Consider the following 24980-nt stretch of genomic DNA (forward strand, 5'->3'; position numbering starts at 1 on the left):
CCTATCTACGCTGGCCAGTTATCGTACCAAAGTCGAGGATTATAGTGGCCCCAGCCTCGCTCCTGAGATCGATACCACCAGTGTAGTTGGGTGTCCTCCAGTCTCATTGCAGGACTTACGCCCTGGTTCCTGTAATTACGATGCAGCGTGGTCCCGGCGCCGCGATGCACCACCTCGTCCAGTTCGTGGATGGCTGAGCCCGGCATCTGGTCGGCATGGTGGATCTCAATCCGATCCCCTAGATGCTTAGGACGTTTACCATGTGCGCCCTTGCCAATGTCGCCTAGCGTCCAGGGCCCTTCGACTCTAATGGGATCAACTGAAGGTCCGGCTCCTGTTTCGTCCCGCCAGTCTACATCCCGCACGCCAGCCTTCCCCTTCGAAGGCTTACCTCCTCCTGACTTTGCCTTCGGCTTTTGGCTGGACTTGGAGCTCCGCTTACTAGCACCGCCGCTGCTGGATTTGGCAGGCTTGCTCGGCTTGGCCGCTTTGCTCGGCTTGCTCGGCTTAGGGGGAGGGGCAGGCTTAGGCTTCTTGTTCTTGTTGGGGTTCCTGCGGATCTCGTCTTTGATCTGCCGCATTTCGTCGCGCTCAGTAAGGCGCTTGGGGGTACTTTTGCGTCTTTGTGCTCGACGTTCGTCGAGGTCGTCGTTGCGGGTCTTGGTAGGCTTCTTGACCTTTTTCAGGATGGCGCTGGTGGACTTTTTGACTGCTGTCTTGCCGACGATGTTGCCTGTGCTGGCGTTGCGTGCGGCTCCTCCGGCGGCACCGCCGCCTCCTGCGCCGCAGTCTGCGCAGACCATGAGGCCGTCGGGGTCGGTGTAGGTGATGGGGCTGTTGTTGGCGTAGGCGTAGCCGTGCAGGGTTTGTGGGTCGCTGTAGTTGATGAGGGGGTCGACGGAGGTGAAGCGGCCGGTGGTGGGGTCGTATTGGCGGGCGCCGAGGTGGGTGTATCCGGTGGGGTCGTTGGTGCCGCCGACGAGGCCTTTGTTGTCGGGCCAGGTGGCTGGTGGTGCGCCGCGGTCTTCGCCGAAGGGGGTGAGGCGTCGGCGGGTGGTGGTGAGGGTGGTGGCGTTGATGGCGAGTTGGTTGGTGCCGTGGTGGTTGGCGGCCATCCAGGTGAGGCCGTCGGTGGTGGTGCGTACGGCGTTGGGGTAGTAGCGGGTGGCGGTGACTTGGCCGGTGGCGTGGCTGAGGTGGTATTCGGTGTCGCCGAGGTAGAGGGTCTTTTCGGTGCCGGGGTTGTCGGCGATGAGGCGGTTGCCGGTGGTGTCGTAGATGTAGGTGTGAATGGTGGTGCCGTTGGCGAGTGCGGTGAGGTTGCCTTCGGCGTCGAAGGTGAGGGTTTGGTTGGGCTTGCCGGTGCTGGTGCGGGTGCTTAGATAGCCGCCGTTGTCGTAGGTGTAGGTGCTGCTGGGTCCGCCGCCTCGGGTGGTGGTGCCGGTGAGGGTGTGGGGGCGGGTAGTTCCAGCGGTGGGGTAGGTGTAGTCGCGGGTGGTGTCGCCGGTGGCGGTGTGGCGGGTGTCGGTGAGTCGGTTGCCGGTCTTGTCGTAGGTGTAGGAGTGCCAGTAGGCGTCGGCGCCGCCGACGATGGACTGTGTGGGTGTGGTTTGGCAGGTGGCGGCGCTGGTGGTCCAGGCTTCGGTGAGTCGTTGGAGGTAGTCGTAGCCGAAGCACTGGTTGGCGACGGTGGTGGTGCCGTTGGTTTCGGTGATGCTGGTGACGTTGCCGGCGGGGTCGTGGGTGTATTGCTCGGTGAGTTTCTCGACCCACGTGTCCGGGGTGGTCTGGTTCTCGGTGTGGACTTCCGACTTGGTGAGTCGGCCGGTGGCATCGTCCAGGGTGGTGGTGAGGCGGGCGCGGGTGGTGCCGGAGCCCAGGGTTTGTTGCTTGATGGCGCCGTGCCAGTAGTACTGGGCGCTGGCGAGGTAGGTGTCCAGGCCGGTGACGCCGGCGAGGTATCCCTGGTCGGTGAAGTTGTATGTCACCGTTTCGGCGGGCAGTCCGCCCTTGGCGGGCAGTTCGGTGGTGGCGGGGGTGCCGTTGGGGTGGTAGCCGAAGCCGGTGCTGTAGGTGCCGCCGAGGAGTCCCTGGCTGGCGGGGATGGTGTCGGTGTTGCCGGTCGGCTGGTAGAGGTCGGTGTATGCGGTGACCTGCTGGACGTAGGCGCCACTGGTGTGGTGGCGGGTCGCGGAGGTGGGGTAGCCCTTGGCGAGGGTGTCGTAGACCCAGGAGGCGCGTAGGGCGCCGCTCGCGTTGTCGTCGCGCAGCTCGGTGGGTCGGCCGAGTGAGTCGTAGGCGTGGTGCAGGACTTCACCGCGGCCGTCGGTGGTGGTGGTCAGCTGGTCGTTGTTGTCGTAGCCGAAGGTGCTCGTGCCGGCGTCCGGGTCGGTGCTCTGAGTTTGGCGGTTGAGGCGGTCGTAGGTGTGGGTCCAGGTGTTGCCGGCGGAGTCGGTGACGGAGGTGAGCCGGTCGAGGCGGTCGTAGGCGTAGGTGGTCTCGTCGTAGTCGCCGGCTGGACTGGTGCCCTTGTACTGGCGTTGGGCGATGGTGCGGCCGGAGGCGTCTTCGATGGTGGTGGTGGGGATACCGCCGGTGGGTGGGTCGACGTTGACGCGGTCGCCGTCGTAGGTGATGGCGGTGTGCCACTTCTCGACGTTGAGTGACCACAGGGCGTCGTGGGTGAGGTCTTCGGTGCCGTCGTAGGTGTAGCGGCGTTGCGTGGGAACGGTGGCGTCGGTGAAGGTCACCAGGGCGCTGGTGGGGGCGCTGGCGCTGTTGTAGAACGCTGATTCCTTGACGACGAGGCCGCGGGAGTCGTAGCGGATATCCGAGATGACGCGTTTGCCGTCGGGGGCGGTGGCCTGTGTCTGCCGAAGCCGCAGGTGTCCGTCGTAGATCTCGAAGCTACTGATCTGGTTGCCGTTGGGCCCCAGCTGCTTGCTGTGTAGGTAGTTGGCGACCGCGCGGCTGTCGGTGCCGTAGACGTACTCCTCGTTGGCAGTGCCACTGGTGGGGCGGCCGGGCAGCCAGAGCTTCAACTGCCGTCCGAGGGGGTCGTAGCTGGCGGTGGTGGTTTTGCCGTTGGCGTCAACGACGGTGGTTGGTGCGCCTCTCAGGTTGAGATTCGCGGTGGTGGTGTGTGATTTCGGGTTGGTCTCTGTGACCTGGGTTACCGGGCCGCCCGCCGCGGGCGTGTAGGCGATGGTGGTGATCTGGTCCAGGCCATCGGCGGAGGTCAGGATACGGCCGAGGGCGTCGTAAGTGGCGGTCGACCGCTTCAGGTATGTGGGGGTCGTGCCGGTGAAACCCGACAGCGCTTCCGTACGGGTGGGCAGGCCCCGGCTACCGATGGTGCCGAGCGGGTTGTTGTCGTAGTAGGTGCGGCTGCCTGACAGGGTGTCGTCGGGGCCCGGCGTGGCGGCGCAGGTCGTCGTAGTGGCCTGTGACGGGAACTCGATCAACCAGGCCGTCGTGTTGCGGGCGTACTCGTAGGTGGTGCAGGTGTCGTCGGTGGCGACGTTGATGTCGCCGTGGTCGGCGACGCCAGTGATGGTGCCGTAGGTGGTCTCGTAGGTGTTGACCGTTCTGGTTGTCCGCCACGTCGACGACGCGGCCAGCCAGGTCATGGACCTGGTGGTGCCGGCGTCGGTGTAGTAGGCGTAGGCGCTGGACGGCTGTGCGAGTGCGGCGGCGGACTGGCGGTGCGCGGTTTGATGCTGCCACGGTGCGGTGATCGACTTGCTGCGGGCCGCACCGGCGGCGCCGTCGTATTCGATCTCCTCGTGCAGGATGCCGGCGAGGTGCGAGTGGTCCTCGGTCACCTCACCCAACGAGTTCGTGATCTTCGCGTCTCGGGTGCCCTCGCCGTTGTCGGTTCGGTCGCCGTCCATCCCGCGGAAGTACAGAGACTTGGTCTGTGACTGGGGCTGACCGGTGGCACCGGCGGTGACGGTCACGGTGGACCAGCCACGAAAGTCCGACCAGGTCCGCTTGTCCAGCGGGCTGGCCCAGGTGGCGGCGCCGTCGCTGTGATGCCACAGCACCGTGGTGGAGGATCCGTCGGTCGAGTAACTGTAGGTTTCCTCGAGGTCCGGGTTGCCGCCGACGAGGTCCTTGTCGACGACCTTCGTGACGCGGTACTTGTTCCACCAGGACCAGCCGGGGGCCGGCGCGAGCGGCGGGTAGTAGTACTGGGGGAAGCAGCGCTTGGAGTTGACGTCGGGGTCTGCCTGCGAGGTGACGGTGCAGTCGGACCCTTCGTAGGTCACGACGGTTTCGCCACCGTGCTCGTCGCTGACGCGGGTGATGCGGTAGCGGTTGACCATCGGCACGCCGGCGGACAAGTTGTAGTCGGTGCGGTTGGCGTAGCGGGTACCACCGAAGTCGATCATCGGTAGGGCTTTGCTGCCACCGTCCTTACCGGTCTTGACGATGTTCGCCAACCACAGTGCCGGGCTGACCGACGCCTCACCCGTGGCGGGGAACTGGTGGGTCAGAGTCCACTCGTCGATCGGAGCGTGGGTGGAACCGTCCCACACCTGGGTGGTGACCTTCGCCAGCCGCCTCGTCGTCCAGAACGACGGGCTGAGGTTGCTGGCGCACGACGTGGCGGTGATCGCACAGTTGAGATCCCATGGCGTGTCCGGCCAGTTCGCCACCGTGGGCGTCGTCCCGGACCAGCAGGACGTCAGACACCGGTCACCTGGCGAGAACACCACCCGCATACCCGGCGTGCCGGTGGTTTCCTGGCCGACGCGGGTGCCGTACTCGATGCGCTCCAACCTGCCGCCGCGCTCGTAGACCGCGGTGGTGTTGGCGTTGTTCGCCAACCCTGTGCGGGCCTGCTCCCGGCTGTACCAGTAGGACATCGAGTTTTGGTGCGGATCCACAACGTGGTCGAGGTTCCACCGCCACCCCTGCGAACAATAGGAAGATGCGAAGCCGCCATTGCGCCAGCAGGGCTCAGCCGCGCTGTTGCCGAACACCGGGGCGGTCCACACCGATGCGGTTTCTCGCTGGTTCGCGGTCCACCCCGGCAGGCGGGTGCGGCCGAAGTAGTACTGCACCCCGTCGGTGGTGGTCAGCCGCCAGTGCTCGCCGTTGTCGTCGCCGTTCTTGAGACGGACCGGATCTGTGATGTTGACCGACACGCCGGTCTTCCATCCTCCGGTGCCGTTGCCCGTGAGCAGGTAGACGTCCTTGCTGCTGGCTTGGCGCCACATCACGTCGGGCTTAGCGTCGCCGTCGTGGTCACCACCGGAGAAGACGATGTCGGCGCTGCCCGGGCCGGAAGCGATCTGCGTACCAACGCCCGAGATCCACCCGCCGGTGCCGTTGCCGGTAAACAACATCAAGTTCTTGGTCGTGCCGTCACGGGTGATCACGTCGACCTTGTTGTCACCGTTGAAGTCACCCGGCGAGAGCATCAGGTCCTGGCTGTTGAAGCCCGTACCGATCTGCTCGCTTTGGGCGGTCACCCAGCCGCCGGTGCCGTTGCCGCGCATCATGAACAGCACGCCGTCAGAGGCCCGGCGCCACAGCACATCGACCTTGCCGTCACCGCTGAAGTCACCGCGGCCGAACATCACATTCGCGGTGCTGAACGTGCCGATCTGCTCGCTGGTGCCTGAGAGAAAGCCTCCAGCGCCGTTACCACGTAGCAGCCACAATGTGCCATCCGACGCCTTGCGCCACAGCACATCCGGGTTTCCGTCGCCCGTGAAGTCTCCCGGAGAGAAGACGATATTCGCGGAGTCGAACGAGCCGATCTTCGTCGCCGCGCCGTTGTTCAGCCAACCGCCGGCTCCGTCACCGCGTACCAGGTAGAGATCCGCGTCGGCGGCCCGACGCAGAAGCACATCCGTCTTGCCGTCGCCGTCGAAGTCGCCGGGTGAAAACATGTCGGTGGCGGCGTTCCAGTCCGCGCCATCCTGCAACAGCTCGACACGACTGCCATCGTCGTCGGCCAACCGCCACGAACCGCTGGCGGTGTCGCGCACCAACTCCGTGGAGCGGCCCTGCCACACCAGCGTCGCGTTGTCCTGCCTCCAGCACAGATCCCCGGTCGCGTTGGTGTAGGTCGGGGCCGGCAGCTGGTCGTCCTTGCACGAGCGGTACGACCGCTCGACATAGCCCGGCTCGAAGCCCCAGCCCTCCCCCAGCCACGACGTCTGCCCATTCTCACCGTTCGTGCGGCCGTCCACCGCCCCGGACGAGTAGCTGAACTCCACCTCCGGCTCCACGCCAGCCGGAGCCGCCGGAACGTCCACCTCATACGAATAGCTGAAGTCGCCCGATGGCTTGCCTGCCTGCCACCCCGACGATCCGGCCAACGAAGTCTTGGCAAACGACCCAGTCTCGCCATCCGTGCCGGCCACCAACGCCACCACCGCATCGGCAGCGATCTCACTATCGGCCGAGTTCAGGGAGTTGAAGTCGCTGCCAGTACTGGCAGCGAGATCCACGCCTGCTGACAGCACACCGGAGGTCGGGTCATTCGTCGACGGAAGCACTTCCTCAACACCGCAACCCGCAGCCGTGCCCGCCCGCGCACCGGAGCACGGCGTCAACCGCGCCAACCGCAGCCGTGAAGCCCAATCCGCCCCGTACGCATCCCGAAAACCTGAGTAGTCCACCTCAAGACGCACACGCGCACGACTCTCGCCGTCGTCCACCCGGTCCAACCGCAACAACACCGGCACACCCGACGCCGTCGACTCCGCCCGATCAGCCACCTGCACCCGCATCTGCGCAGGCGCCGGCAACGGCACAGCCGCATCCGCCGTAAACCGAAGCGGAAGATCCCCCACCAGCTCACGCTCGCCCCCGCCAGGATCGGGCGAAGCCGGCTCAACATCCAACACCGCAGACGCAGGCCCCGGCAAAGAAGCAGGCTCCGTCTCCCACTGCTGCCCGTCAGACGCAGACACTCCACGCTCCCGCGCAGCCAGCCTCTGCACCGGCACCGAACGATCCTTCACCGCCCCCGGCGAAGACGGACGCGCCACCGCAGGCACAGCCGGCAACAACGTCACCACCAGCAACGACGCCACCGCCAGAGACCCCCAGCGAACCGCCTTCTCCAGACGGACAAACACAGACGACGCACCAACGCCATCAACCACTCGGGGCCTCCCCAGCCACACAACACGTGATCGCGAACGCTAGGGAGATCGACACACATGGTCAATATCGATCACAAACTGCAACCACAAATGATGCCAAAGTCACCCCAACGATCCATCAACAGCACACTGCGTAATCACTAAAGCCTGGTCAAGACCGACTTGCGACTGATGTTCACAAGCAATAGCAAATCGGATGCCGCCGCGGTCCAGACCGAACAGAGTTGCCACTGGCGCAGACGGCAGTCCGCGAGCTGTCGGCATGGCCGCCGGCAGACGAGGCCGAGTCAGCGGGATCGCCCGCGACGTCGCAGCAGAGGCATGCTGTTACGAACAGCGGCACTGTCCCATGCTCGATACAGCTACCCCGCAGGACGGGCAGATGTCCGCGCGAGATTGCGGCGAAGCAGTTGCACCCTTGGCTCTGTGCCCCGACTTCGCAGCCCTGCCCTTCCAAGCTGCCGTTCGAGAGGGTTTGCGGTCCGGGCTTGGCGCGGACATGAACGATTGCAGCACCTTGCGGACGTCGTCCTCGGTGAACATGGTCCACCCGCGTCCGTGCAAGAGCCTCGTCATCGCCTGAACGCTGAGATCTGGCGCCTTGATCCAGCGATTGCGCACTGCGACTACGAAGTCGCTCATTCGGCCGCTTGTAGCGGGTTGGTCTACGGGTACGGGGAGGTTGCCGGCTCGCCTGGCCTGATTTCCTCTGTTGTGACGCTGGCTGGGTGTCGGGGCAGGATCCCGTCGCAGGGCCTTGCGCACATCGGATTGCTTGACGCTCGTATACCCTAAGGGACGTCTCGTAACCCTGGTGTCTGTCTGTTGAGGATGGCCGGGCAGGATGCCGGGGTGCAGGTGATCACCGCTGCCCACTCTGAGTGGATTTTCCCGTTCACCGGGTTGCAGCCCGCTCAGTTCCGCAAGCTGGTCCGGCTGGTCGCCGAGCGTGGCGGTGACGGCATCGCTGACGGCCGGCCGGGCCGGCAGTGGGCCCTCGACCTGCCGGATCGGGTGTTGCTGGTCGCCGCGTACTGGCGGACGAACCTGACGATGCGGCAGATCGGCCCGCTGTTCGGGGTGTCGCACTCCGCGGCGCACCGGGTCATCGACACCCTCGCGCCGCTGCTGGCCTTGGCGCCGGTGCGTAAGCGGCCGGTTGAGCAGATCGCGATCGTCGACGGGACTCTGGTCCCCACCCGCGATCACCGCCTGGCCGCTCGGAGCAAGAACTATCGGTACTCGACGAACCTGCAGGTCGCCATCGACGCCTCCACCCGCCTGGTCATCGCCGTCGGCGACCCGCAGCCGGGCAACCGCAACGACACCATCGTCTACCGCACCTCGGGCATCCAGGAGAAGCTCGACGGGCGGCCGGTGATGGCCGACGGCGGCTACCGCGGCAACCCCGAGGTGATCATGCCGTACCGCAAGCCCTCCGACGGCACCGACCTGCCCGCCTGGAAGGAGGCCCTCAACGTCGAACACCGCACCGTCCGAGCAGGGATCGAACACGCCCTGGCCAGGATGAAGTGCTTCAAAATCCTGCGTGACTACCGCCGCGCCGCCCACACATTGGCCGACGCCGCTTCCGGCATCGCCAACCTCCACAACATCATCCTCGCTGGCTGACCGCCGGCCGATGCCGGACAACGCCTTCACTGAGTTACGAGACGTCCCTTAGTGAAGGCGAGCAGGTCGTCGCGGGCGGTGTCGAGGTGCTCGGCCGCGGCGGGGAACTTCGCTTCGATCGTGGTCACGACACGCTGGAACTGGGCTCGGACGGCGTCGGCGTCGGGCTGGTCGAAGATTGTGCGCACCAGGGTCGCGATCCAGGGCTGTGCGGACTTCGGGACTTTGGTGAGCAGGTTGCGCAGGTAGTGGGTGCGGCAGCGTTGCCAGGAGGCGCCGGGCAGGGCGGCGCCGATCGCCTGCACGAGGCCGGCGTGGGCGTCGGAGATGACCAGACGGACGTCGGACAGGCCGCGGGCGGTCAACGACCGCAGGAATGCCAGCCAGCCGGCGCCGTCCTCGTCGGAGGCGACGTCGAGGCCCAACACTTCGCGTTGGCCATCGGCGTTGACGCCGACCGCGATCAGGGCATGGACATTGACGGTGCGCCCGTGCTCACGGACTTTCATCGTCAGCGCGTCCATCCACACGAAGGTGTAGTGGGCGGCGTCGAGGGGTCGGTTGCGGAACGCCTCGACTTGGGCGTCGAGGTGGGTGGCCATCTCCGACACCTGCGACTTCGACAGCTGCCGGATGCCCAACTGTTCGACCAGCTTCTCCACCCGCCGCGTCGACACCCCGAGCAGGTAGCTCGTGGCCACCACCGAGACCAGGGCCTGTTCCGCCCGCCGGCGATGGGTCAGCAACCAGTCCGGGAAGTAGCTGCCGTGGCGCAGCTTCGGAACCGCCAGATCGATCGTGCCGGCGCGGGTGTCCCACTCTCTCGGCCGGTAGCCGTTACGAGAGTTGACCCGCTCGTCGCTGCGCTGCCCGTAACCGGCGCCGCAGATCGCGTCCGCCTCGGCGGACATCACCGCCTGCGCGAACGTCTTGATCATCGCCTGCAACACATCCGGCGACGCGCCCGCGATCTGCTCGCACAGCAGGTCAACAGGGTTCACACTCTCAGATGCGGCCATCGCGCATCACTCTCCTTCGTTCGACTTAGCCGTCTCGAAGGATCGCGCGGTGGCCGTCTCTCATCTACGCAACACGCCCATCACGGGCAAGTCGTACACCACTTCCATGGACGCAGCCCTGCAGTCTGGGTCGTTGGTCCGCTGCTTCCCTGGCGCGTCAGCGCTGTCGCTTTGCCACATAGGCCCGAAGTCGTCTGACATCAGCAGAAACCGCCTCAGTTGGCCTTCGGTCTCTGGATCGTGGCGCGTCGGAGGCGACGCCGGCGGTGGCGTGGGGCTCGCCCACGACTCGGCGACAGTTGGCGACGCGCTAGTTGCAACAGGCGACGAGCCGCTCTCAGCCGTGGGCTTGCTCTCGCCGCACGCCGCCATCGCGAGTGCAACGACGGCGACGGCCACGGCCACGCGGGTGAAGCTTCGGGTCATGCCTACGATCATGCGAGCCAAGTCAAGCCGGTATACGCCGCCAATCCGGAACGGCGCCGCCCCGACCGCCTACTCCGGTGGTCCCGAAGCAACGTTGATGCCGGCCCTGGCCAGTAGGGTCAGTGCGTCCGGGAAGGGGCGGTTGAGCGGGCCGTGGTTGATGCGGACGCGGCTAGCAAGTTCAGTGTCCCGGGCGATGCGGGTGGCGTCGCCGAGCACCGTGAGCCGGTAGTGCCACCATCGCACCGCTCCGTCGTGCTGCTCTACCCGGATTAGGTCATCTGCGGCCCGGGCGGCGATCGCCCATCTACCGTTCGCGCCGGTGGCCCACACGGCGACGACGTCGGCGCCGTCGATGGCGTCGAGAGCCTCGGCCGCCACGTGGAACGGGTTGGTGAAGGTGCCGCCGACGTGGAGTGCGGTGTCAGCGTGCCGGCTCACCCGCCAGGCCGGCCGGCGGTTCTCCAGTCTGTCGATGGCGGTAGCGAGCGGGTCGTCGTCGACGATCATCGCCACGGTGCGCATGACGTCGTCCGGGTCGATGGGGAAGCCGCGGCTGTTGCTTATGGCCTCCGCGTGGTCGGCCACGATGGTGACATCGGCGGCGACCACGAGGTGCGCGGCCCGTTGGGCGGCCTCCTCGTAGCGCAGGTACTCGGCGGGGCGGCCCGCCGTGGGTAGGTGGTCGCGAATGAGGTAGAGAGCGACAGCGGCCACGCTCGCGACGTTGGCCTCGATGGCCGGTGGTATGTCGTCCAGGTCGAGCGTCTCGACCACCTGGGCGAGCACGGTGATCCACCCTTGCTCGCCATGCGGCGTCTCCCAGGCGCCCAGTTCGACGCCGACGAGCACGAGCGTCCCGACCGCCAACCGGTCGATGGCGGGCAGGTGGGCGAGGTCGACGCGAACGGCGCGGGTGAGTGCGCGGCCGATGCGGCGCAGCTCGCGCAGCGCTCGCTCGTCGTTGTCGTCGTTCGGGTCGCTCTCGTCGTCCGCGTTAAGGGAACCACCGAGGTCGGCGTTCTGCCCGGTCGAGGGGTCGATGTCGTCGTTGACGGTGTTCGCGTCGTCTCCGTCGAGTCCGGCGGCGCGTTCGTCGCTGAGGAGGTCGGTCGGCTGCAGCAGGTCGCTGCCGTAGCTCGTGCTGGCGGCGGAGAGGGCCGCAAACCCGCCGAGTGAGAAGTGGAACATGGCTGTGCCGAGCCGGCTTTTGGCGTCGTCGCTGTAGCGCAGCCAGTCCTCGGGGTCGGTATCGAGCCTCGGCGTGCCGGTGGCTGCCTCCGACTTGCCGGTGTGCCCGCTGGTGCCGCCCGCGGGAGGTAGGGCGATGCTGGCGCGGGCGGCGGTGAGCTGCCGGACCCCGTGGAGCCACCGTTCGGCCAGGCGCGCGTCGGCGAGGATCTCGATCGGCCCCTGGGATCCTCCCTGCGGCTCGTCGCTCACCCGGAACATGGTCCGTGCGGGATCGGTGACGAACACCAGGTTTCCCTCGCGCGTGACGCCGTGTTCGGTCCATGCCGTCCGCACCCGGGATCCGCCGGGCAGGTCGACGCCGGCGATGAGGTGTTGGACGGCGCCTTTGGGGACGGCGCCGACGTCGGCCCAGGTGTCGAAGTCGGTGTTGGCGGAGGCCACGATCCATACCGGGCAGGGTGTGGGGTGCGCGAAGGTGATGTGCAGTCCGCCGGCGACGCGGGTCGCCGCAAGGAGCGTGGCCCCGGTGGCCCTGTCGACGTGGTTGGTCGTGCTGATCCGGACGGCGGGCACCTCGTCGAGGCGGATCGGCACGCCTCCGGGAAACAGCGGTGTGGCGGGCTGGGCGAGGACGCCGAGCTCGACGTTTCCGCCGTCGGGGACGGGCTTGAGCAGGGCCGCCGAGGATAGGTTGGGGCTGCCGGTGAGCGTCCAGCATGCGCCGTCGTAGCCGATGGCTTCGACGAGCTTGCCGTGCCGGTAGGAGCGGTGCCGGTCCTCCACCACCTCGAGGTCGATGCCGAGGTCGCCGATCACACGGGCTATCGCCTCGGGTTGCACGACGGTCCGGTGCCCGGATTGCACGGCGAGCGTGACACGTGCGGGGGCCAGACGTAGTGCCAGCTCCTGGATTGCCTCGGCGCGCGCGTCGTGAAACGGCGCGTAGAGCCGCAGGCACTCCACGGGCGTGACCGGGAGCTGGTCGATGATGGGGGCGTCGGAGCTGTGCACCAGCCGGTGGCCCGTCTCAACGACCTGGCCGCCGCTCAAGGCCTCGAGGGCGGCGGCGGTGCGACCCATCGCGTCGGCGGCGGGCGGGCTGATCGCGCAGAGCCGGGCGACGCTCCGCAGCCATTCCGCCGCGTCGACGACCAGCCGGGGACACCGGTCCCGATCTGCGGCGGCGATCGTCCAGATCTCGGCGTTGAGGTGCCAGCCGCCGACCGAAAGGTTGCCCGAGCCGACGGCCACCAGCGCCCGGGCGGGCCCCACGATGACGGTGAGCTTGGGGTGGAAGGCCCTCCCCGCGGTTGGGGGTGCGGCGAGGCCGTGCACGTAGCGGGTGCCGGCGTTTCGGGCGGCGCGCGGGTCCGGATTGGACATGCGCAGGTCGCCGACGACCGTAACGCGGGCACCGGTCGCCTGGGTGACGCCCAGCACGGCGCGCTCGAAGAAGCCTAGGTCGGCGTTGAAGGTGCAGAACAACGCCTCACGGGCCTGCCGGTCGGCGTGTTTCTCCTCGGCAAAGATGTACGGAAGAGGCGACGGCACTGTCACGACGTCGCCGGCGTTCTGGTCGTCACCGCCGTCGATGTCGAAGGCCTGGTCAGGCAATGAGGTCACCCCGGTCACCGATCCCCCACACGTCGTCGGTGCGGACGAGCAGGCCCATGCCGGCGAGGATGCCGGCCAGTTGGTCCCACCGCAGCGAGGCGGAACCCGCGGTCTCGTGGGAGTCGCGGAACAGCAGGTCATCGCGAAGATGCACCCGGGTGGGAATCTTCAGAACGCCCTTTCGGGGATCGAGGCGTGCCTTGGCCAGCGCGAGCCGCTGCGACCGGTCGACCATCGTGTCGGTGAGCCATCGGGCGAAGTCGCGTAGCGACCTGTCGTGCCATCGGTCAAGCTGGTCGGCTAACCACCGCGGCGCCAGCTCCTCGTAGCGGTCCTGTGCCTCGTGTCCCTCGAAGCCGTGCAGCTCCCGACCGGCCAACTCACGCACACGGCGGGCGCCGAGGGCCAGCACGCCGAGGTCGCGCACGGGAGTCTCCAGGCCCCACAGGCCCGGATCGTGCTCGGCGGGCACCGGCCGTCCCGTGCTGTCCATGGTTCGTGGCAGCCCGTCCCGGAACGCTCCCACGGTGCTGTCGGGTAGCAGGTCCGCGAGGTGTGCGGCCAGCTCCGCGCGGGGCGTGAGCCCTTGGATGCCGTTGACAAGCCAAGCCCAGAGGCTCCGCCACGCCGTGACGGAGTAGTTGCGCAGAATGAGGCCCCGCCACTCATCGGACAGTTCCAATGCGGACAGCACCGGGTCGTTCATCGCCTCCGGCTCGTATGCAAGAAATCGCGACACGTCACGGGTTACCCGGCGGACCTCCGTCAGCTGAATAACGCGGGCGATCATGCGCAGCGTTTGCCGGCGGACACCGGCACGCGTCGCGGGCGTCTCGACGTCCGAGGCGGCGAACAGTCGGGCGAGCCAAGCGCCGTCCGCGCTGGTGGCCGAATGGCAGATGCACAGCGACTCGTAGGCGTCGAGCGTCGCGTCGTCCAGCGTCCGCCTGCTGACCAGGTCGAGCACGTCGCCGAGCCCCTGAGCGACAGCGCCGGTATCCATCTGGTCACCGGGACCGATGTTGTCGGCTCTGGTCACGATTCGAAGCAGAACCTCGGAGCCCCGGTACGCCGGCCAGAAACCCCAATTCGGCTTTGCGTAGACACCCGGCGCGGCCAACTCCGCCACATCCACGCCGCCGTCGGACGCCCGCCTCAGGATCTCGTCGTATCCGTGCGGTCGGGACAGCGCCTCGTGGGCGAAGCTGGCGGCGCGGTAGTGACGCGCCGACACCGCCCCAACGACGACCTCAGCCCGGCGCAACAAGCCCTGTGCCGCGCTGCGGGACAAGCCCCGCCTCTGCGCCTCCGCGGAGATCAGGCCGTGAAGCGCGTAGTAGCGGGCGTTGAGAGTAACCGTCGTGACCCCGGGGACAAGCCGATCTACAACGTTCATGGTGAACCGCTCCACCGACAGCGGAAACCGGCCCGCGTAAGTCCTTGATCCTGAAGACGACCACCCAGGACCAGTCACCACGGCCGCCAGTCTGCCGCCGGCTCCGACTCGGCGCAAGCACGGACGAGCATCGAGGCGATAGCCAGGGTGACGACGTTGGAGACAGCCTCTCCGGCTGGCCGCCGCCGACGCCGTCTATCCCGCGGGCCAGCTCGTCGGGTGGCCTCGGCACCGGCCCTCGTCATCGCGCCACGGACTGCGGGAGGTATCCACCCTGGAGACATCTCAGTCAAAAGCGGCAAGCCGCCTGTGGCTTCGTCCTCCGGCACTCCAAATCACTGATCTTTCGGCAGGTGACACGAACACCGGGGCGGAACGCGCGATAGGTGCATGGGACCATGGGGCGCCGCGCTCTTGTCCTAACGGCACAAGAGGGTCGTTGAGCGCCATACTCGCTGCAGAGACGACTGCCTCTTAGCCCCAGATCGCTATGGCCGACGGGTGGTGGGTGGTGGGTGGTGGTCCGCGTGCGGATGCGGCGTCTGGTGTGCCCCACGCGCGGCTGCCGCCACACCTTCCGGGAACAGGTTCCCGGAATGTTCAGGCGATACCAGCGCCGCACGGCCCGTCTGAACAGGCAGGCGCGTCCCATACTGGCGGACTGGACGCGGCTGACCGGGCGGGCAGAGCCGGTGAGCGTCGACACGATCCCCGACCCGCCCGCCCGCGATGATCTACCTAGCCAGCGTGCGTGCGGAACAGAATGAACCGAGCGACACCGAACTGACTCAGGATGTCACCAGCCAACTCCCGCGCAACATCGCGCAGCACCTCAGTGTCGGCAACCACCGGCACCTCACCGAACACCGGCACGAACCGACGCACCCGCCCGGATCCCGGAACCTGCTCGTACCGTCCGCTAGTGAACCCCCCATGCCGACCCAGGTCGATGGCAACCAGCGGCTTGCCGGGATCATCCCGCCGTATCTCCGCCCGGTACATCAACGGTGCCTGCCCGCCGAGGCTGCGTGCGTACACGTCGACCAGCGCCACGAAGTCCGACGCGAAACCCTCCACCATCGTGCACACAACCTGATGTTGATCGTCGGGAAGTGCGCGCGTGCCCCAGCCTTCCGCCTCGAAGGCCATCACAAGCGAGCCGTCGTGGTGAAACTCGACGTGCACGTACACCGACAGGTCGGGGTCCCCCTTGACGGGGGCCACACGCATCACCCAGCGACGCAGTCCCACCCTCGGATTGTGGACCGAGTCCCCCAACTCGTGGGACGGGATCCAACGGTCGCCGGTCATCTCATACGGCAGCACGTGCAGGGTTCGCCCCAACGCGTCTTGCATGAGCTTCTGCACGTCCTGTCGGGTAGGTGGCGCGCTGATCGCAGCTAGCGGTGCGGTGGGACGCGCCGCCGCCACCACCCACGCCTTCGACAGGTCAAGCTGTTCGGTGGTCTCGTCCACCAGTTCGGCGAGCCGCTTCGACTCCGCCGACCTCCGACCGAAGCGGTCCGCATAGGCCCGCTCTATGTCCCGTTCCCGCATCCAGTCAGTCTCAGCACCCGACCGGTACGGCACCCCAACTCGATCCTGCTGGCCAATTAGGTGCGGCGCGTCCGCGCTCCGCGGCACCGACAACACCAGCACCGACAAGGCTCCGTCAGGGCTCGTCAATGGCAGCAGGTCGAGGCCGGCAACGATCGGGTGAACCCGGTTCGCCGCCAGCTTCCTGAGTCGCCGCTGTGCACCCTCCGAGGCGTCGACGCCGAGAATGCCTGCCGCGCGGCCCTTGCCGCGTTCCTCGGCGACCCCGTAGACGATCAAACCGCCGCGGGTGTTCGCCATGGCTGCCACGTCTTTGGCGAACTCCTCAAGCTGCTTCTCTTCCTTGCCAGGCAGGGTTTGCTTCCAGTCCAGGCTTTCTGTCTCAACCACACCATGCTTGACGGCTGCTTCGATGAGGTCGTAGTTCAGGTCGCGGGGCTGCTCGCCGAGCTGTTCGTGTATGGATGACCATCTGACTGCCACGGTGGCAGGCTACTCGCCGCGTACACGCGTGCCTGGGCTTGAAACAGGATGTGGTGCGGTCGCGCCGAATAGACTGCCGACGGTCGCCCCGTCGGGGGGCGGCGTTCAGCAGGACCCCTGTCGGAGGGATGAAATTACCATGGCATTGAGCCGCTTAGCGCAGCAGTTCGCCGACGAGATCCGCCAACACGACTGGTCCGACGCCCCCTACCGGGCGGACCGGGCCGGGCACCGCCGCCAGGACGACAAGCAGCCGTCCCAGCAGCTTGAACCAGCCGAAACGAACCGCATCCGCATGAACGTGATGTGGGTGACTGCGCAGGTTGTCGGCTACAACGACCCCAACTTTGATGTGTACGAGTTCGCGGAGGCGTGCGGGGTGAAGACCACCACCCGCAGCGGCAGCCGCGACGGCGGTATCGCTGCCGGACTGCGACGGTTCCAGGACGGCGGCTACGTTAAGCCGGGTACGTGGGCGGAGCGCTAACGTCGGTTGCCGCCGCAGGCGATCTGTGACCCTGCGGACGAGTGAAGCCCCGACGCCCATCCTGTGCCGGGGCTTCCTTGCGCTGCCGGTTCTACCTACTCGCAGGCCATGCCGTCGCCGTCTCGGTCCAGCCGCCGCGAGTAGCCCGGGTCGCCACGTCTGATCGGATCCTTGCTGGCAGCCCGCACCGCATCACACTTGGCGTAGTAGACGCCGCCGTCGTTGTTGTTGCCGAGCTCGCCGCAGTCGCCGTTGCCGCCGTCAGGTTCGCACGCCGCCCCGTCGCCGGCGGGGCTATACCGGCTGGTTGCCAGAGCCGCGGGATGCCCCGCCCTGCCGAGTCGGGGCATCCCGATCCCCGATCAGAGGCCAGCCACGGCTGCCTCGATCTTCTTCGCCTGCGACGGCTTCACCTTGCCCGACACCCGCACCAACACCCGGCCCTCGTCGGCGCGGTAGTGGTACTCGGTGCCGAGAATCGGCACCGACTTCAACGACTCCTGGATGTACTGCGACCGCCGGTCCACGTCAGCCGCCGCCGGAAACACCTCGATCACCAGCCCCCGGTCGACGCCGTACTTCTCCGATTCCAGGTCACCGCCAGGTAGGTCGGCTGATGCCCGCGACAGGTAGCCGTTCGGGCGGCCGAGGAGATTGTTCGGGTCGGTGTCTTCGTCCTGCACTGCCCCGGCGGTGACGCCGACCTTTGCCGCGGTGAGCTTCGTGAGGACCGTCTTCGCGTCCAAGGGGGCGGCGGGCGCTGGTGCAGGGCTGCTCGGGGCGGACGCCGGAGCTGCCGGGGCGGTGGGGCTGCTGGTGGTATCGCCGCCGCAGCCCGCCAGGGTGAGGGCGGCTATGGCGATGACAATGATGCTGTGTCGAGTGCGCATCCGATCGATGGTGCCGCCCGCGGGGTGCGTCCGGGTCCGGCGTGACTGTCGAGTCCCTGACAGATCCACGCCGTGGGCGCGCTACCTCCGGCTGCGGGGCAAAGCTGCTGCCCGAGGGCGAGGTGGTGCAGTGCCTCGTCGACGCCGGCACCGAATCGTGGGCTCGGGTGCTGTGTCGAGACGAGGTGGTGACGGTGATACCGGACGGCCTGCGCCGGATATTCAACCGGGCGCGGAATTCGCCTTCGGGTCGGCGTGGGCCGGTTCCGTTCGGCAGACGGTTGGATCAAGCACAAAGGACTCAGGCGAGAAGACCCGATGACCATGGAAGCCGCGTCCGGATCCAGTTGGCCGCCGTACAGCCCTCAGGGGTGTCAGGCGACCGGGCGCAGTTGCCGGACGGTGCTGTCGGGGTGGTCGGGCTGGGTGGTTTCCCAGCGGCGCTGCAGGGCGTCGACGAGGTTGATGATCATCGGTTCCGTGACGTGGCTGTAGATGCCCCTTACGCCGCCGAGGCGGTGTCCGAGGCGGCGCGCTTGGGCGATCTCGGGGATGCCGTCTTCGATGAGCCAGGTCTTGTGGGTGTGGCGCAGGTCGTGGAAGTGCATGCCGGGCAGGATCGGCGGGGTGCCGCGTTGGGGGTTGCCTGCGACGGCGGGGGTCCAGGCGCGGCGGTTGAAGTTGGAGCGGCGTTGGTGGTAGCCGCGTGCGCCGGGGAAGACGATGTCGTGCGGGCTGTCGCTGAGGTGTATGGCGAGGAGATTGGTCAGGAAGCGGGGTAGGCGGATGTGACGGACGGAGTCGTTGGTCTTGGGTGGGCCGAGGAACAGTTTGCCGTCGACTTCGTGCAGTGCGCCGATGTCGGGGTGGATGTAGATGCTGCCGGTGGTGAGGTCAAGGTTGCTGCTGGCGAGGCCGGCGAGTTCTCCCCATCGCATGCCGGTGTAGGCGGCGGTGAGGATCATGAGTCCGTCGGAGAGGCGGGCTTGGCGGGCGGCGATGGTGGCGACCTGTTCGGCGGTGGCGTGGGGTCGTTCGGCGCGGATGCCTTTGGGGATGCGGATTCCTCGGCAGGGGTTGAAGGGGAGTCGGCGGTCTTCGACGGCTTCTTGCAGGACCATCGACAGCACCACGATCACGTCTGCGACGGATCGGGGTGCCAGGCGCTTGCCGAGGGTGACGGCGAGGGTCTTGATGTGTTGGCGACGGATGTCGACCAGGGGTAGGTGGCCGAGGGCGGGCAGGATATGCAGGCGTAGGTGGCTGCGGTAGGCCGACCAGGTGGCTGGGGCTGCTTGATGTGTTGACTCCCAGATTGGTACCCATTCGGTGAGGGGGATTCGGCCGCCGCGGGGGTCGATGAAGGTGTCACGGGCGAGTTCGACGTCGATTTCTTTGGCGCGGATGACGGCGTCGGCGCGCAGGTCGTGCACCGAGTCGGTGGTGACGGTGCCGTCGGTCGTGCGGAGGCGGACGCGGAAGCGGGTGCCGCGCTTTTCCACCCAGGCCATCGGGTTACTCCGTTCGGTGTGGCGGTGATGCGTCGCTGATTGACGCGTGACTCTTGGGGTGCGGCAAGTCGGTGATGGCGGGGCGTGGGGCACGGCGGGTTCGCCGTCGTCCGGTGGCGGGTTCGGCGGCGGCGGCGATGATGGCGGTCAGGTCGGCGGCAGAGAAGCGCAGGTGTTTTCCGAGGAAGGTGCGGGGGATCTGGCGGCGGCTGGCACGGCGGCGCAGCCAGGATTCAGGGACGCGCAGCAGCGCTGCGGCTTCGGCGGGGGTGTAGAGGCGAGGCTGCTGGTCCTCGGTGGGGATGTTTCGGTGGGTTGGGCTTGCGGGTGGCGGTAGCCGGTGCCGGAATCGGGGCGGGTTGGAGGGCATGAGGGCTCCGGGTGGTTGGGGTGGCGATGGCCTGCGGGGTTCTTCGCGGGCAGCGGTGTTGGCTGCCCGCGAAGAACCCCGGGTGGCCGGGATCAGTGATGCCGGCAGAGCAGCAGACGGAGTGCGGTCGCCGCTTGGGCGGGGACGACGCCGTTGCCGAGCACGCGCAGCGCGGCGGTGCGGGGCAGTGCGAGGGTGGGGTCGGTGACCCAGCGCGGGGGTAGTCCCATGAGCCTTAGGGTTTTCGATCGTCCGGGTGAGATCATCTGGACTACCCAGAGGGGCCGGGTGTGGCTTGGCCCATGACGCCGTCTGGTGGCCTGAGTGGCATGGCCGCCCGGCTCCTTCTGGACGCCCTGGCCGCTGGATTGAGAGCCGCGAGCCGTCGCTATCTAAGGCTGTGCAGGCGGGGTGGTCCGTTGGGAGATTCGTGACGTCGAGTTGAGGAGGACGGGTGGAGAGGGCCTGGATCGGCATCGATGCAGGGAAATCGGCGCATCACGCGACGGCGGTCGACGACGGCGGCCAGGTGATCTGGTCGCAGCGGGTGGCCAACGACCAGGCCGCAATCGAGGAGCTGATCGGCAAGGGTCTGCGTACCGCAGAGAACGTGACCTGGGCGATCGATCTCGCGGGCAGTCCGGCTGCGCTGGCGATCGCGCTGCTGTTGTCCGCCGGTCAGCGTCTGGTGTACGTGCCCGGCCGGACGGTGCACCGGATGTCCGGTGCGTTCCGCGGCGAGGGCAAAACCGACGCCAAGGATGCCTGGGTCATCGCCGAGACCGCCCGCTTGCGCAGGGACCTCACCGCCTTGAGCATCAAGCCGGAGTTGATCGCGGAACTGGCCGTGCTGACCGCCCACCGCGCCGATCTGACGACCGACTGGACCCGCACGATCACCCGCCTGCGGGACTACCTGACCGGCATGTTCCCTGCCCTGGAGAAGGCGTTCAACTTCGCCAAACGCGGTCCGCTGATCCTGCTGGAGCTCTTCCAGACTCCGCAGGCAATCCGCGACGCCGGACGCGAAGAGATCACCGCTCAGCTCAAGGCCCGGCAAGCCCGCAAGGCCACGATCCTGGCGAATAAGGCCTTGGCCGCCGCCCAAGCCCAGACGGTCACACTTCCCGGCCAGAACGCGACCGCTCGGTTGATCCAGCAGATGGCCAGCTACCTGCTGGCCCTGCACCGCAGGATTCAGGAGCTCGACAACGAGATCGCTGAGCTGTTCGAGCAGCACCCGCAGGCACCGATCATCTTGAGCATGCCGGGGATGGGACCCGTGCTGGGTGCGGAATTCCTTGCCGCCATCGGAGACACCGGCAACTTCCGCGACGCCGACCACCTCGCCGCGTTCGCAGGACTGGCGCCGGTACCGCGCGAATCGGGTCGGCGGGTCGGCGTCATGCGCAGACCGAAGCACTACAGCCGTACGCTGCGCCGGGTCTTCTACATGTCGGCGCTGACCAGCCTCAAGTTCGCCGGGCCCAATCGTGAATACTTCGACCGCAAGCGGGCCGAGGGCCACAAGCCGCGTCAGGCGCTGATAGCACTGGCACGCAGACGCGTCGACGTGCTCTGGGCGCTGCTGCGCGACCATCGCTGCTTCCAACCAGTCGCCCCGACTCCAGCGACCTGACCGTCTGCGCTGGGCCAACCCGAGCATAACGGCTCAAGCCCACCACATCGACCCCACCGACCGTCGGTGCCGCGAGGTTACCGATGGCTCAGTTGGTCCTCCTCGACGCGCCGCCGGCCGATCCGTCGTAAGGTGCGGCGGTGGACCTGCGCGGCGTGTTGCTGGACCTGGATGGAACGCTCATCGACCACGAGGGTGCCGTGGCCGACGCACTGCATAGCTGGCTGCCCACTCTTGGTGTGTCGGCCACGGCTGAGGTTCTCCAGCTCTGGTCAGCTGCACAGGAGCGTCATCTGATCGGCTGGCGTGAACGACGAATCAGCTTCCAGGAGCAGCGACGTCGCCGACTTCGGGACTTCCTACCCGCGGTCGGTGTGCCCTTCGTCGACGACGAAGCACACCTGGACGACGTCTTCGCGGGCTACCTGCGCTGGTACGAGAAGTCCTGGCGCGTTTTCAACGACGTCGAAGAGACCTTGACGGCGATCCACCGCGCAGGTCTGCAGACCGCGGTGCTGACCAACGGAACGATTGAGCAGCAGAACGACAAGCTGGCCAGGGTGGGACTCGCCGGCCGTGTCGGCCCGGTGTACACCGCGGAGGAACTGGGCGCCGCGAAGCCGGCCTCCGAGGCATACCTGGCCGCATGCCAGCGGTGGGGGCTGCTATCGGCGGCGGTGCTACACGTCGGTGACCGCTACGACCTCGACGTCGAGGCAGCGCGCAGCGCCGGCCTACGCGCGGTTCACCTGGACCGCACGAACGAGCGCCCCAGCGACACGCCTGACCGCATCGTGTCGCTAAGCGAACTCATCCGTCTGCTCTCGGCCCCCTGTTGACAGCAGACGAGCCGATGCCAGCGTGCCGCGCAAGAGAGCAACCACCTTGACTTCGTCATTGAGATGCCATTCCACGAACGGCGGGGCCAGCACTGGCTTGCCGTGCCGACCGGTTTGGGTCGGGTGGGGTGCGGGCCGGTCCAGCAGCAGTTCCCAGCGGGCGACGGCGGCAGCGTAGGCGCCCCACCGCTGCTCGTCGGGTTGCCCGAGGCAGGCGATGGTGGTGCGCAGGTCCGCTCCCCCGTCGCCGTGTCTGCCGGGTCCTCGCGCGTCGGATGCGCGGGGTGTGGGCAGGACCCGCACCGCCGCTGAGGGCAGGGTGAGGTCGCCGTGAGAGCCCCGTTGCCCGGGGCAGCCTTTCGCCCCGTCGGTGGCTCGTGGTGTCGGTAGTAACACTTGTGACAGCGGCGGCCGGAAGCCCGTGCCGGCGCGTCGCCCTGACGTGCCGGTGTCGCTGGCGCGTGGGGTGGGCAGAAGCCGGGCGGCGTCGGTCACCGTTCGCCCGTGGTGATCTCTCGGGTTCGTGTGGGCGGTGGTGTTGGTGCGGGTGCGGCTGTCGGTCATCGTTGGTGTGGGTAGCAGGTTGTGGCGGGTGCCGCCGGGTTCGACGAGGTCGGGCAGTCCGTGCTGGTGGCCGGGGCCTTTGCCGTCACGGGCGCACGGCGTTGGCAACGTCCGCACCTCGCTGCCGGGTGATTGGGGGGTGTGGCCAGCAGGAACAGGCGGTCGCGTCGGTGGGCGGCGCCGATGTCGGATGCGCGTAGGCATATCCAGCTCGTGTCGTACCCGAACGCGGCCAGGTCGGCGTGGACGACGTCGAGTCCTCGTCTGAGGAGGGCGGCCACGTTCTCCACGAAGACGAGCGGCGGTCGAAGTACGCGAATGGCGTCGGCGACGCTGGTCCACAGGCTGGAGTGTTGTCCACTGATGCCGGTGCGTTTGCCGGCGTTGGAGATGTCTTGTCGCTCCAATGTCAAGCTTCGCCTTCTGGCTACCCCGGCCGACTCTGAGGGCAGTGCTGCCGGTAGCGTCGTTTGCGCAGCTGGTGACGGAGGCGGTGCGGTGGCGCGGACATGGTTGTCGATCCGGGTCGAGTTGGTGTCCGGCCGTGGCGAGGACTTCTGGCCACGCCCAGGGCGGATCTTCGCCGTAGCAAGAACCCATACGTTTGAGCAGCTCGGCGCGGCGATCGACGACGCTTTCGCCCGATGGGACCTGGCCCACTTGCGGCTGTTCACCCTCGCCGACGAGACACAGGTCTGCTCGTTCCAGATGTGGGAAGAGCCCCCGGACGGTGCGGTCGACAGCGACAAGACCAAGCTGAGCCGGCTTACCCCGGGTGATCAGTTTGCCTACGTCTTCGACATGGGTGACGACTGGGCGCACCTGTGCACGGTCGACAAGCAGCGGATCGATCCGCTGGAACAGCTCGGGTTCATCCCGACGGAGCCGACGCCGTACTGGGGCTGGGGGAACCTTCCCGACCAGTACGGCCGACGGTGGGACGGCGACGATGGCGAGTCGCCGATGCCGAAGCCTGCCAAGAACCTGCTGCGGGATCTTCCACCGATCCTGCCCTGGTGGGGACCGCGGCGCCGCGGATAGCACTGCCGCCAATCACACGGGCGTTCAGGCCACGGCTGGCAGGCTGTCCTGCCGCGGGACGGCGATCTCGCCGGGCAGTCGCTTGGCGGTGATCAGAAGTCCGTAGACGTGTCGGGCGAGGTGGCGCTTGAGAGCGCGGATCGCCTCTGTGCGGCTGTTACCCATCGCCTTGCGGTTGTCTAGGTAGCGGCGGGCCCTGTCGTCGACGCGGGCCTGGGTGATCGCGATGCGGTGCACTGCGGCGTTGAGACGCCGGTTGCCGCCCCGGTTGAGCCGATGCCGGTGCGTTGCCCCGGACGATGCCGGAATCGGTGCGGTTCCGGTGTGCATGGCGAACGCGGCGCTGGAGTGGAACCGGCGCACGTCGCCGGTCTCCGCCACGATTCTGGCCGCGGACAGCGGCCCGCACCCAGGCAGCGCCAGCAACTGCGGCGCCTGGTCCTTCATCAACTCGTGAAGTTCACGTTCGAGCTGATCGGCTCGCCGGGCCAGCTCCTCGACCCGGTCGAGCAGTTCCGCAGCGATGGACAGACCCACACTTCCCGCCTGCGCGGCGAGGTAGTCGCGCACATGCGTCACCCAGCGGCGCTTGTGCAGCTTGCGAGCCGGAATCGTCTCGGCAAAGTCCGGGTCCAGGTCGTGCAGCAGCCACCGCAGCCGCGAGCACATACGCACCATCTCACCCACAAGGTCCTCGCGATGGTCAAGCAGCATCTTCACCACGCGTGACTCGTCCTCCGGCAAGGCCGCCGGCAGGTCCTCCCGCAGCGCGGCGCGGGCGACGGCGAGAGCGTCGATAGGGTCGCTCTTGCCCTGGCCCCGACCGAGCCGCCGGTAGCGGGCCGTCAACTGCGTCGGCACCCACACCGCCGGCTCGCCGGCCGCGAGCAGACCCCGCATCAGGCCGCCGGCGACATGCCGGACGTCCTCGACGGCCCACAGCCGTTCGCCGTACTGCCGAGCCCACCGCAGCAGGGACTTCACCCCGCGTGGCCGGGCCGGGGCGGACGTCACGTCGAGCTGACGGCCGTTGCTGTCCACCGCGACAACGACCAGCAGGTCCTTGTGGGGGTCGACACCAAGAACGATCACTTCTGCTGAACTCCCAGGTCGTGACGGCCAAAGGTGAACCAACCGGCGGACATGCCTCAATCGGGGATAGGGACCAAGCTCCAATCAAGTCACGCCGGC

The 24980-nt window shown here is 67.5% G+C and carries 16 protein-coding genes and 2 pseudogenes; 6 read left to right on the forward strand and 12 right to left on the reverse strand.

Annotated elements, in window-relative coordinates:
* Nucleotides 1–5: 5 nt before the first annotated feature.
* Nucleotides 6–7127 carry an FG-GAP-like repeat-containing protein gene (locus tag ACGFIR_RS09340; RefSeq protein WP_393144133.1) on the reverse strand — a complete coding sequence of 2374 codons (7122 nt, stop codon included), beginning with the start codon at nt 7125–7127 and terminating at the stop codon, nt 6–8.
* An 852-nt stretch (nt 7128–7979) separates the two neighbouring features.
* Between ACGFIR_RS09340 and ACGFIR_RS09345 the strand changes: the two genes are divergently transcribed.
* Nucleotides 7980–8759: a transposase family protein gene (locus ACGFIR_RS09345; protein ID WP_393144714.1), complete on the forward strand. Its 780-nt coding sequence runs from the start codon at nt 7980–7982 to the stop codon at nt 8757–8759.
* Between the two features lie 50 nt (nt 8760–8809).
* On the opposite strand, the pseudogene ACGFIR_RS09350 reads toward ACGFIR_RS09345, so the two are convergent.
* From ACGFIR_RS09350 to ACGFIR_RS09360, 3 genes and pseudogenes are all read right to left on the reverse strand, one after another.
* Nucleotides 8810–9778: pseudogene (locus ACGFIR_RS09350) on the reverse strand (IS256 family transposase); the annotation flags it as partial.
* Nucleotides 9779–10273: 495 nt separating this feature from the next.
* Nucleotides 10274–13012: a hypothetical protein gene (locus tag ACGFIR_RS09355; RefSeq protein ID WP_393144135.1), complete on the reverse strand. Its 2739-nt coding sequence runs from the start codon at nt 13010–13012 to the stop codon at nt 10274–10276.
* Nucleotides 13005–14423: a hypothetical protein gene (locus ACGFIR_RS09360; protein WP_393144137.1), complete on the reverse strand. Its 1419-nt coding sequence runs from the start codon at nt 14421–14423 to the stop codon at nt 13005–13007. Before ACGFIR_RS09360 ends, ACGFIR_RS09355 begins: the two co-directional genes overlap by 8 nt.
* Before the next feature lie 500 nt (nt 14424–14923).
* On the opposite strand from ACGFIR_RS09360, the pseudogene ACGFIR_RS09365 reads away from it, so the two are divergent.
* Nucleotides 14924–15094 (forward strand): annotated as a pseudogene (locus ACGFIR_RS09365) (ISL3 family transposase); the annotation flags it as partial.
* Between the two features lie 52 nt (nt 15095–15146).
* On the opposite strand, the gene ACGFIR_RS09370 reads toward ACGFIR_RS09365, so the two are convergent.
* Nucleotides 15147–16448, reverse strand: coding sequence for a helix-turn-helix domain-containing protein (locus tag ACGFIR_RS09370; RefSeq protein ID WP_393144139.1), 1302 nt, complete (start codon nt 16446–16448; stop codon nt 15147–15149).
* A 139-nt stretch (nt 16449–16587) separates the two neighbouring features.
* Here ACGFIR_RS09370 and ACGFIR_RS09375 point away from each other — a divergent pair, with 139 nt between their 5' ends.
* Nucleotides 16588–16935 (forward strand): hypothetical protein, encoded by a 348-nt coding sequence (locus ACGFIR_RS09375; protein ID WP_393144141.1) that lies wholly within the window; start codon nt 16588–16590, stop codon nt 16933–16935.
* Nucleotides 16936–17030: 95 nt separating this feature from the next.
* Here ACGFIR_RS09375 and ACGFIR_RS09380 read toward each other — a convergent pair whose 3' ends face one another.
* The 5 genes from ACGFIR_RS09380 to ACGFIR_RS09400 all read right to left on the reverse strand — a co-directional run bounded on the left by ACGFIR_RS09380 (nt 17031) and on the right by ACGFIR_RS09400 (nt 19936).
* On the reverse strand, nt 17031–17285 hold the full coding sequence (locus tag ACGFIR_RS09380; RefSeq protein ID WP_393144143.1) for an excalibur calcium-binding domain-containing protein: 255 nt from the start codon (nt 17283–17285) through the stop codon (nt 17031–17033).
* A 12-nt stretch (nt 17286–17297) separates the two neighbouring features.
* On the reverse strand, nt 17298–17825 hold the full coding sequence (locus ACGFIR_RS09385; protein WP_393144145.1) for a hypothetical protein: 528 nt from the start codon (nt 17823–17825) through the stop codon (nt 17298–17300).
* 374 nt (nt 17826–18199) lie between these two features.
* The gene (locus tag ACGFIR_RS09390; RefSeq protein ID WP_393144147.1) at nt 18200–19336 is read right to left on the reverse strand and encodes a tyrosine-type recombinase/integrase; all 1137 of its coding nucleotides are present in this window, start codon (nt 19334–19336) and stop codon (nt 18200–18202) included.
* A gap of 4 nt (nt 19337–19340) precedes the next feature.
* Nucleotides 19341–19706 (reverse strand): helix-turn-helix domain-containing protein, encoded by a 366-nt coding sequence (locus tag ACGFIR_RS09395; protein ID WP_393144149.1) that lies wholly within the window; start codon nt 19704–19706, stop codon nt 19341–19343.
* Between the two features lie 92 nt (nt 19707–19798).
* Nucleotides 19799–19936 (reverse strand): hypothetical protein, encoded by a 138-nt coding sequence (locus ACGFIR_RS09400; protein WP_393144151.1) that lies wholly within the window; start codon nt 19934–19936, stop codon nt 19799–19801.
* Between the two features lie 224 nt (nt 19937–20160).
* Here ACGFIR_RS09400 and ACGFIR_RS09405 point away from each other — a divergent pair, with 224 nt between their 5' ends.
* A complete protein-coding gene (locus ACGFIR_RS09405; RefSeq protein ID WP_393144153.1) occupies nt 20161–21345 on the forward strand; it encodes an IS110 family transposase in 1185 nt (394 codons plus the stop codon).
* 140 nt (nt 21346–21485) lie between these two features.
* On the forward strand, nt 21486–22184 hold the full coding sequence (locus ACGFIR_RS09410; RefSeq protein ID WP_393144155.1) for an HAD family hydrolase: 699 nt from the start codon (nt 21486–21488) through the stop codon (nt 22182–22184).
* 560 nt (nt 22185–22744) lie between these two features.
* Here ACGFIR_RS09410 and ACGFIR_RS09415 read toward each other — a convergent pair.
* Complete coding sequence (locus ACGFIR_RS09415; RefSeq protein WP_393144157.1) at nt 22745–23161, reverse strand: DNA cytosine methyltransferase; 417 nt, start codon at nt 23159–23161, stop codon at nt 22745–22747.
* Nucleotides 23162–23246: 85 nt separating this feature from the next.
* Here ACGFIR_RS09415 and ACGFIR_RS09420 point away from each other — a divergent pair, with 85 nt between their 5' ends.
* On the forward strand, nt 23247–23789 hold the full coding sequence (locus ACGFIR_RS09420; RefSeq protein ID WP_393144159.1) for a hypothetical protein: 543 nt from the start codon (nt 23247–23249) through the stop codon (nt 23787–23789).
* A 24-nt stretch (nt 23790–23813) separates the two neighbouring features.
* Here ACGFIR_RS09420 and ACGFIR_RS09425 read toward each other — a convergent pair whose 3' ends face one another.
* Complete coding sequence (locus ACGFIR_RS09425) at nt 23814–24881, reverse strand: IS110 family transposase (protein WP_393144161.1); 1068 nt, start codon at nt 24879–24881, stop codon at nt 23814–23816.
* Nucleotides 24882–24980: the final 99 nt, after the last annotated feature.

The sequence above is a fragment of the Micromonospora sp. NPDC049051 genome, assembly GCF_043197575.1.
Lineage (GTDB): Bacteria > Actinomycetota > Actinomycetes > Mycobacteriales > Micromonosporaceae > Micromonospora.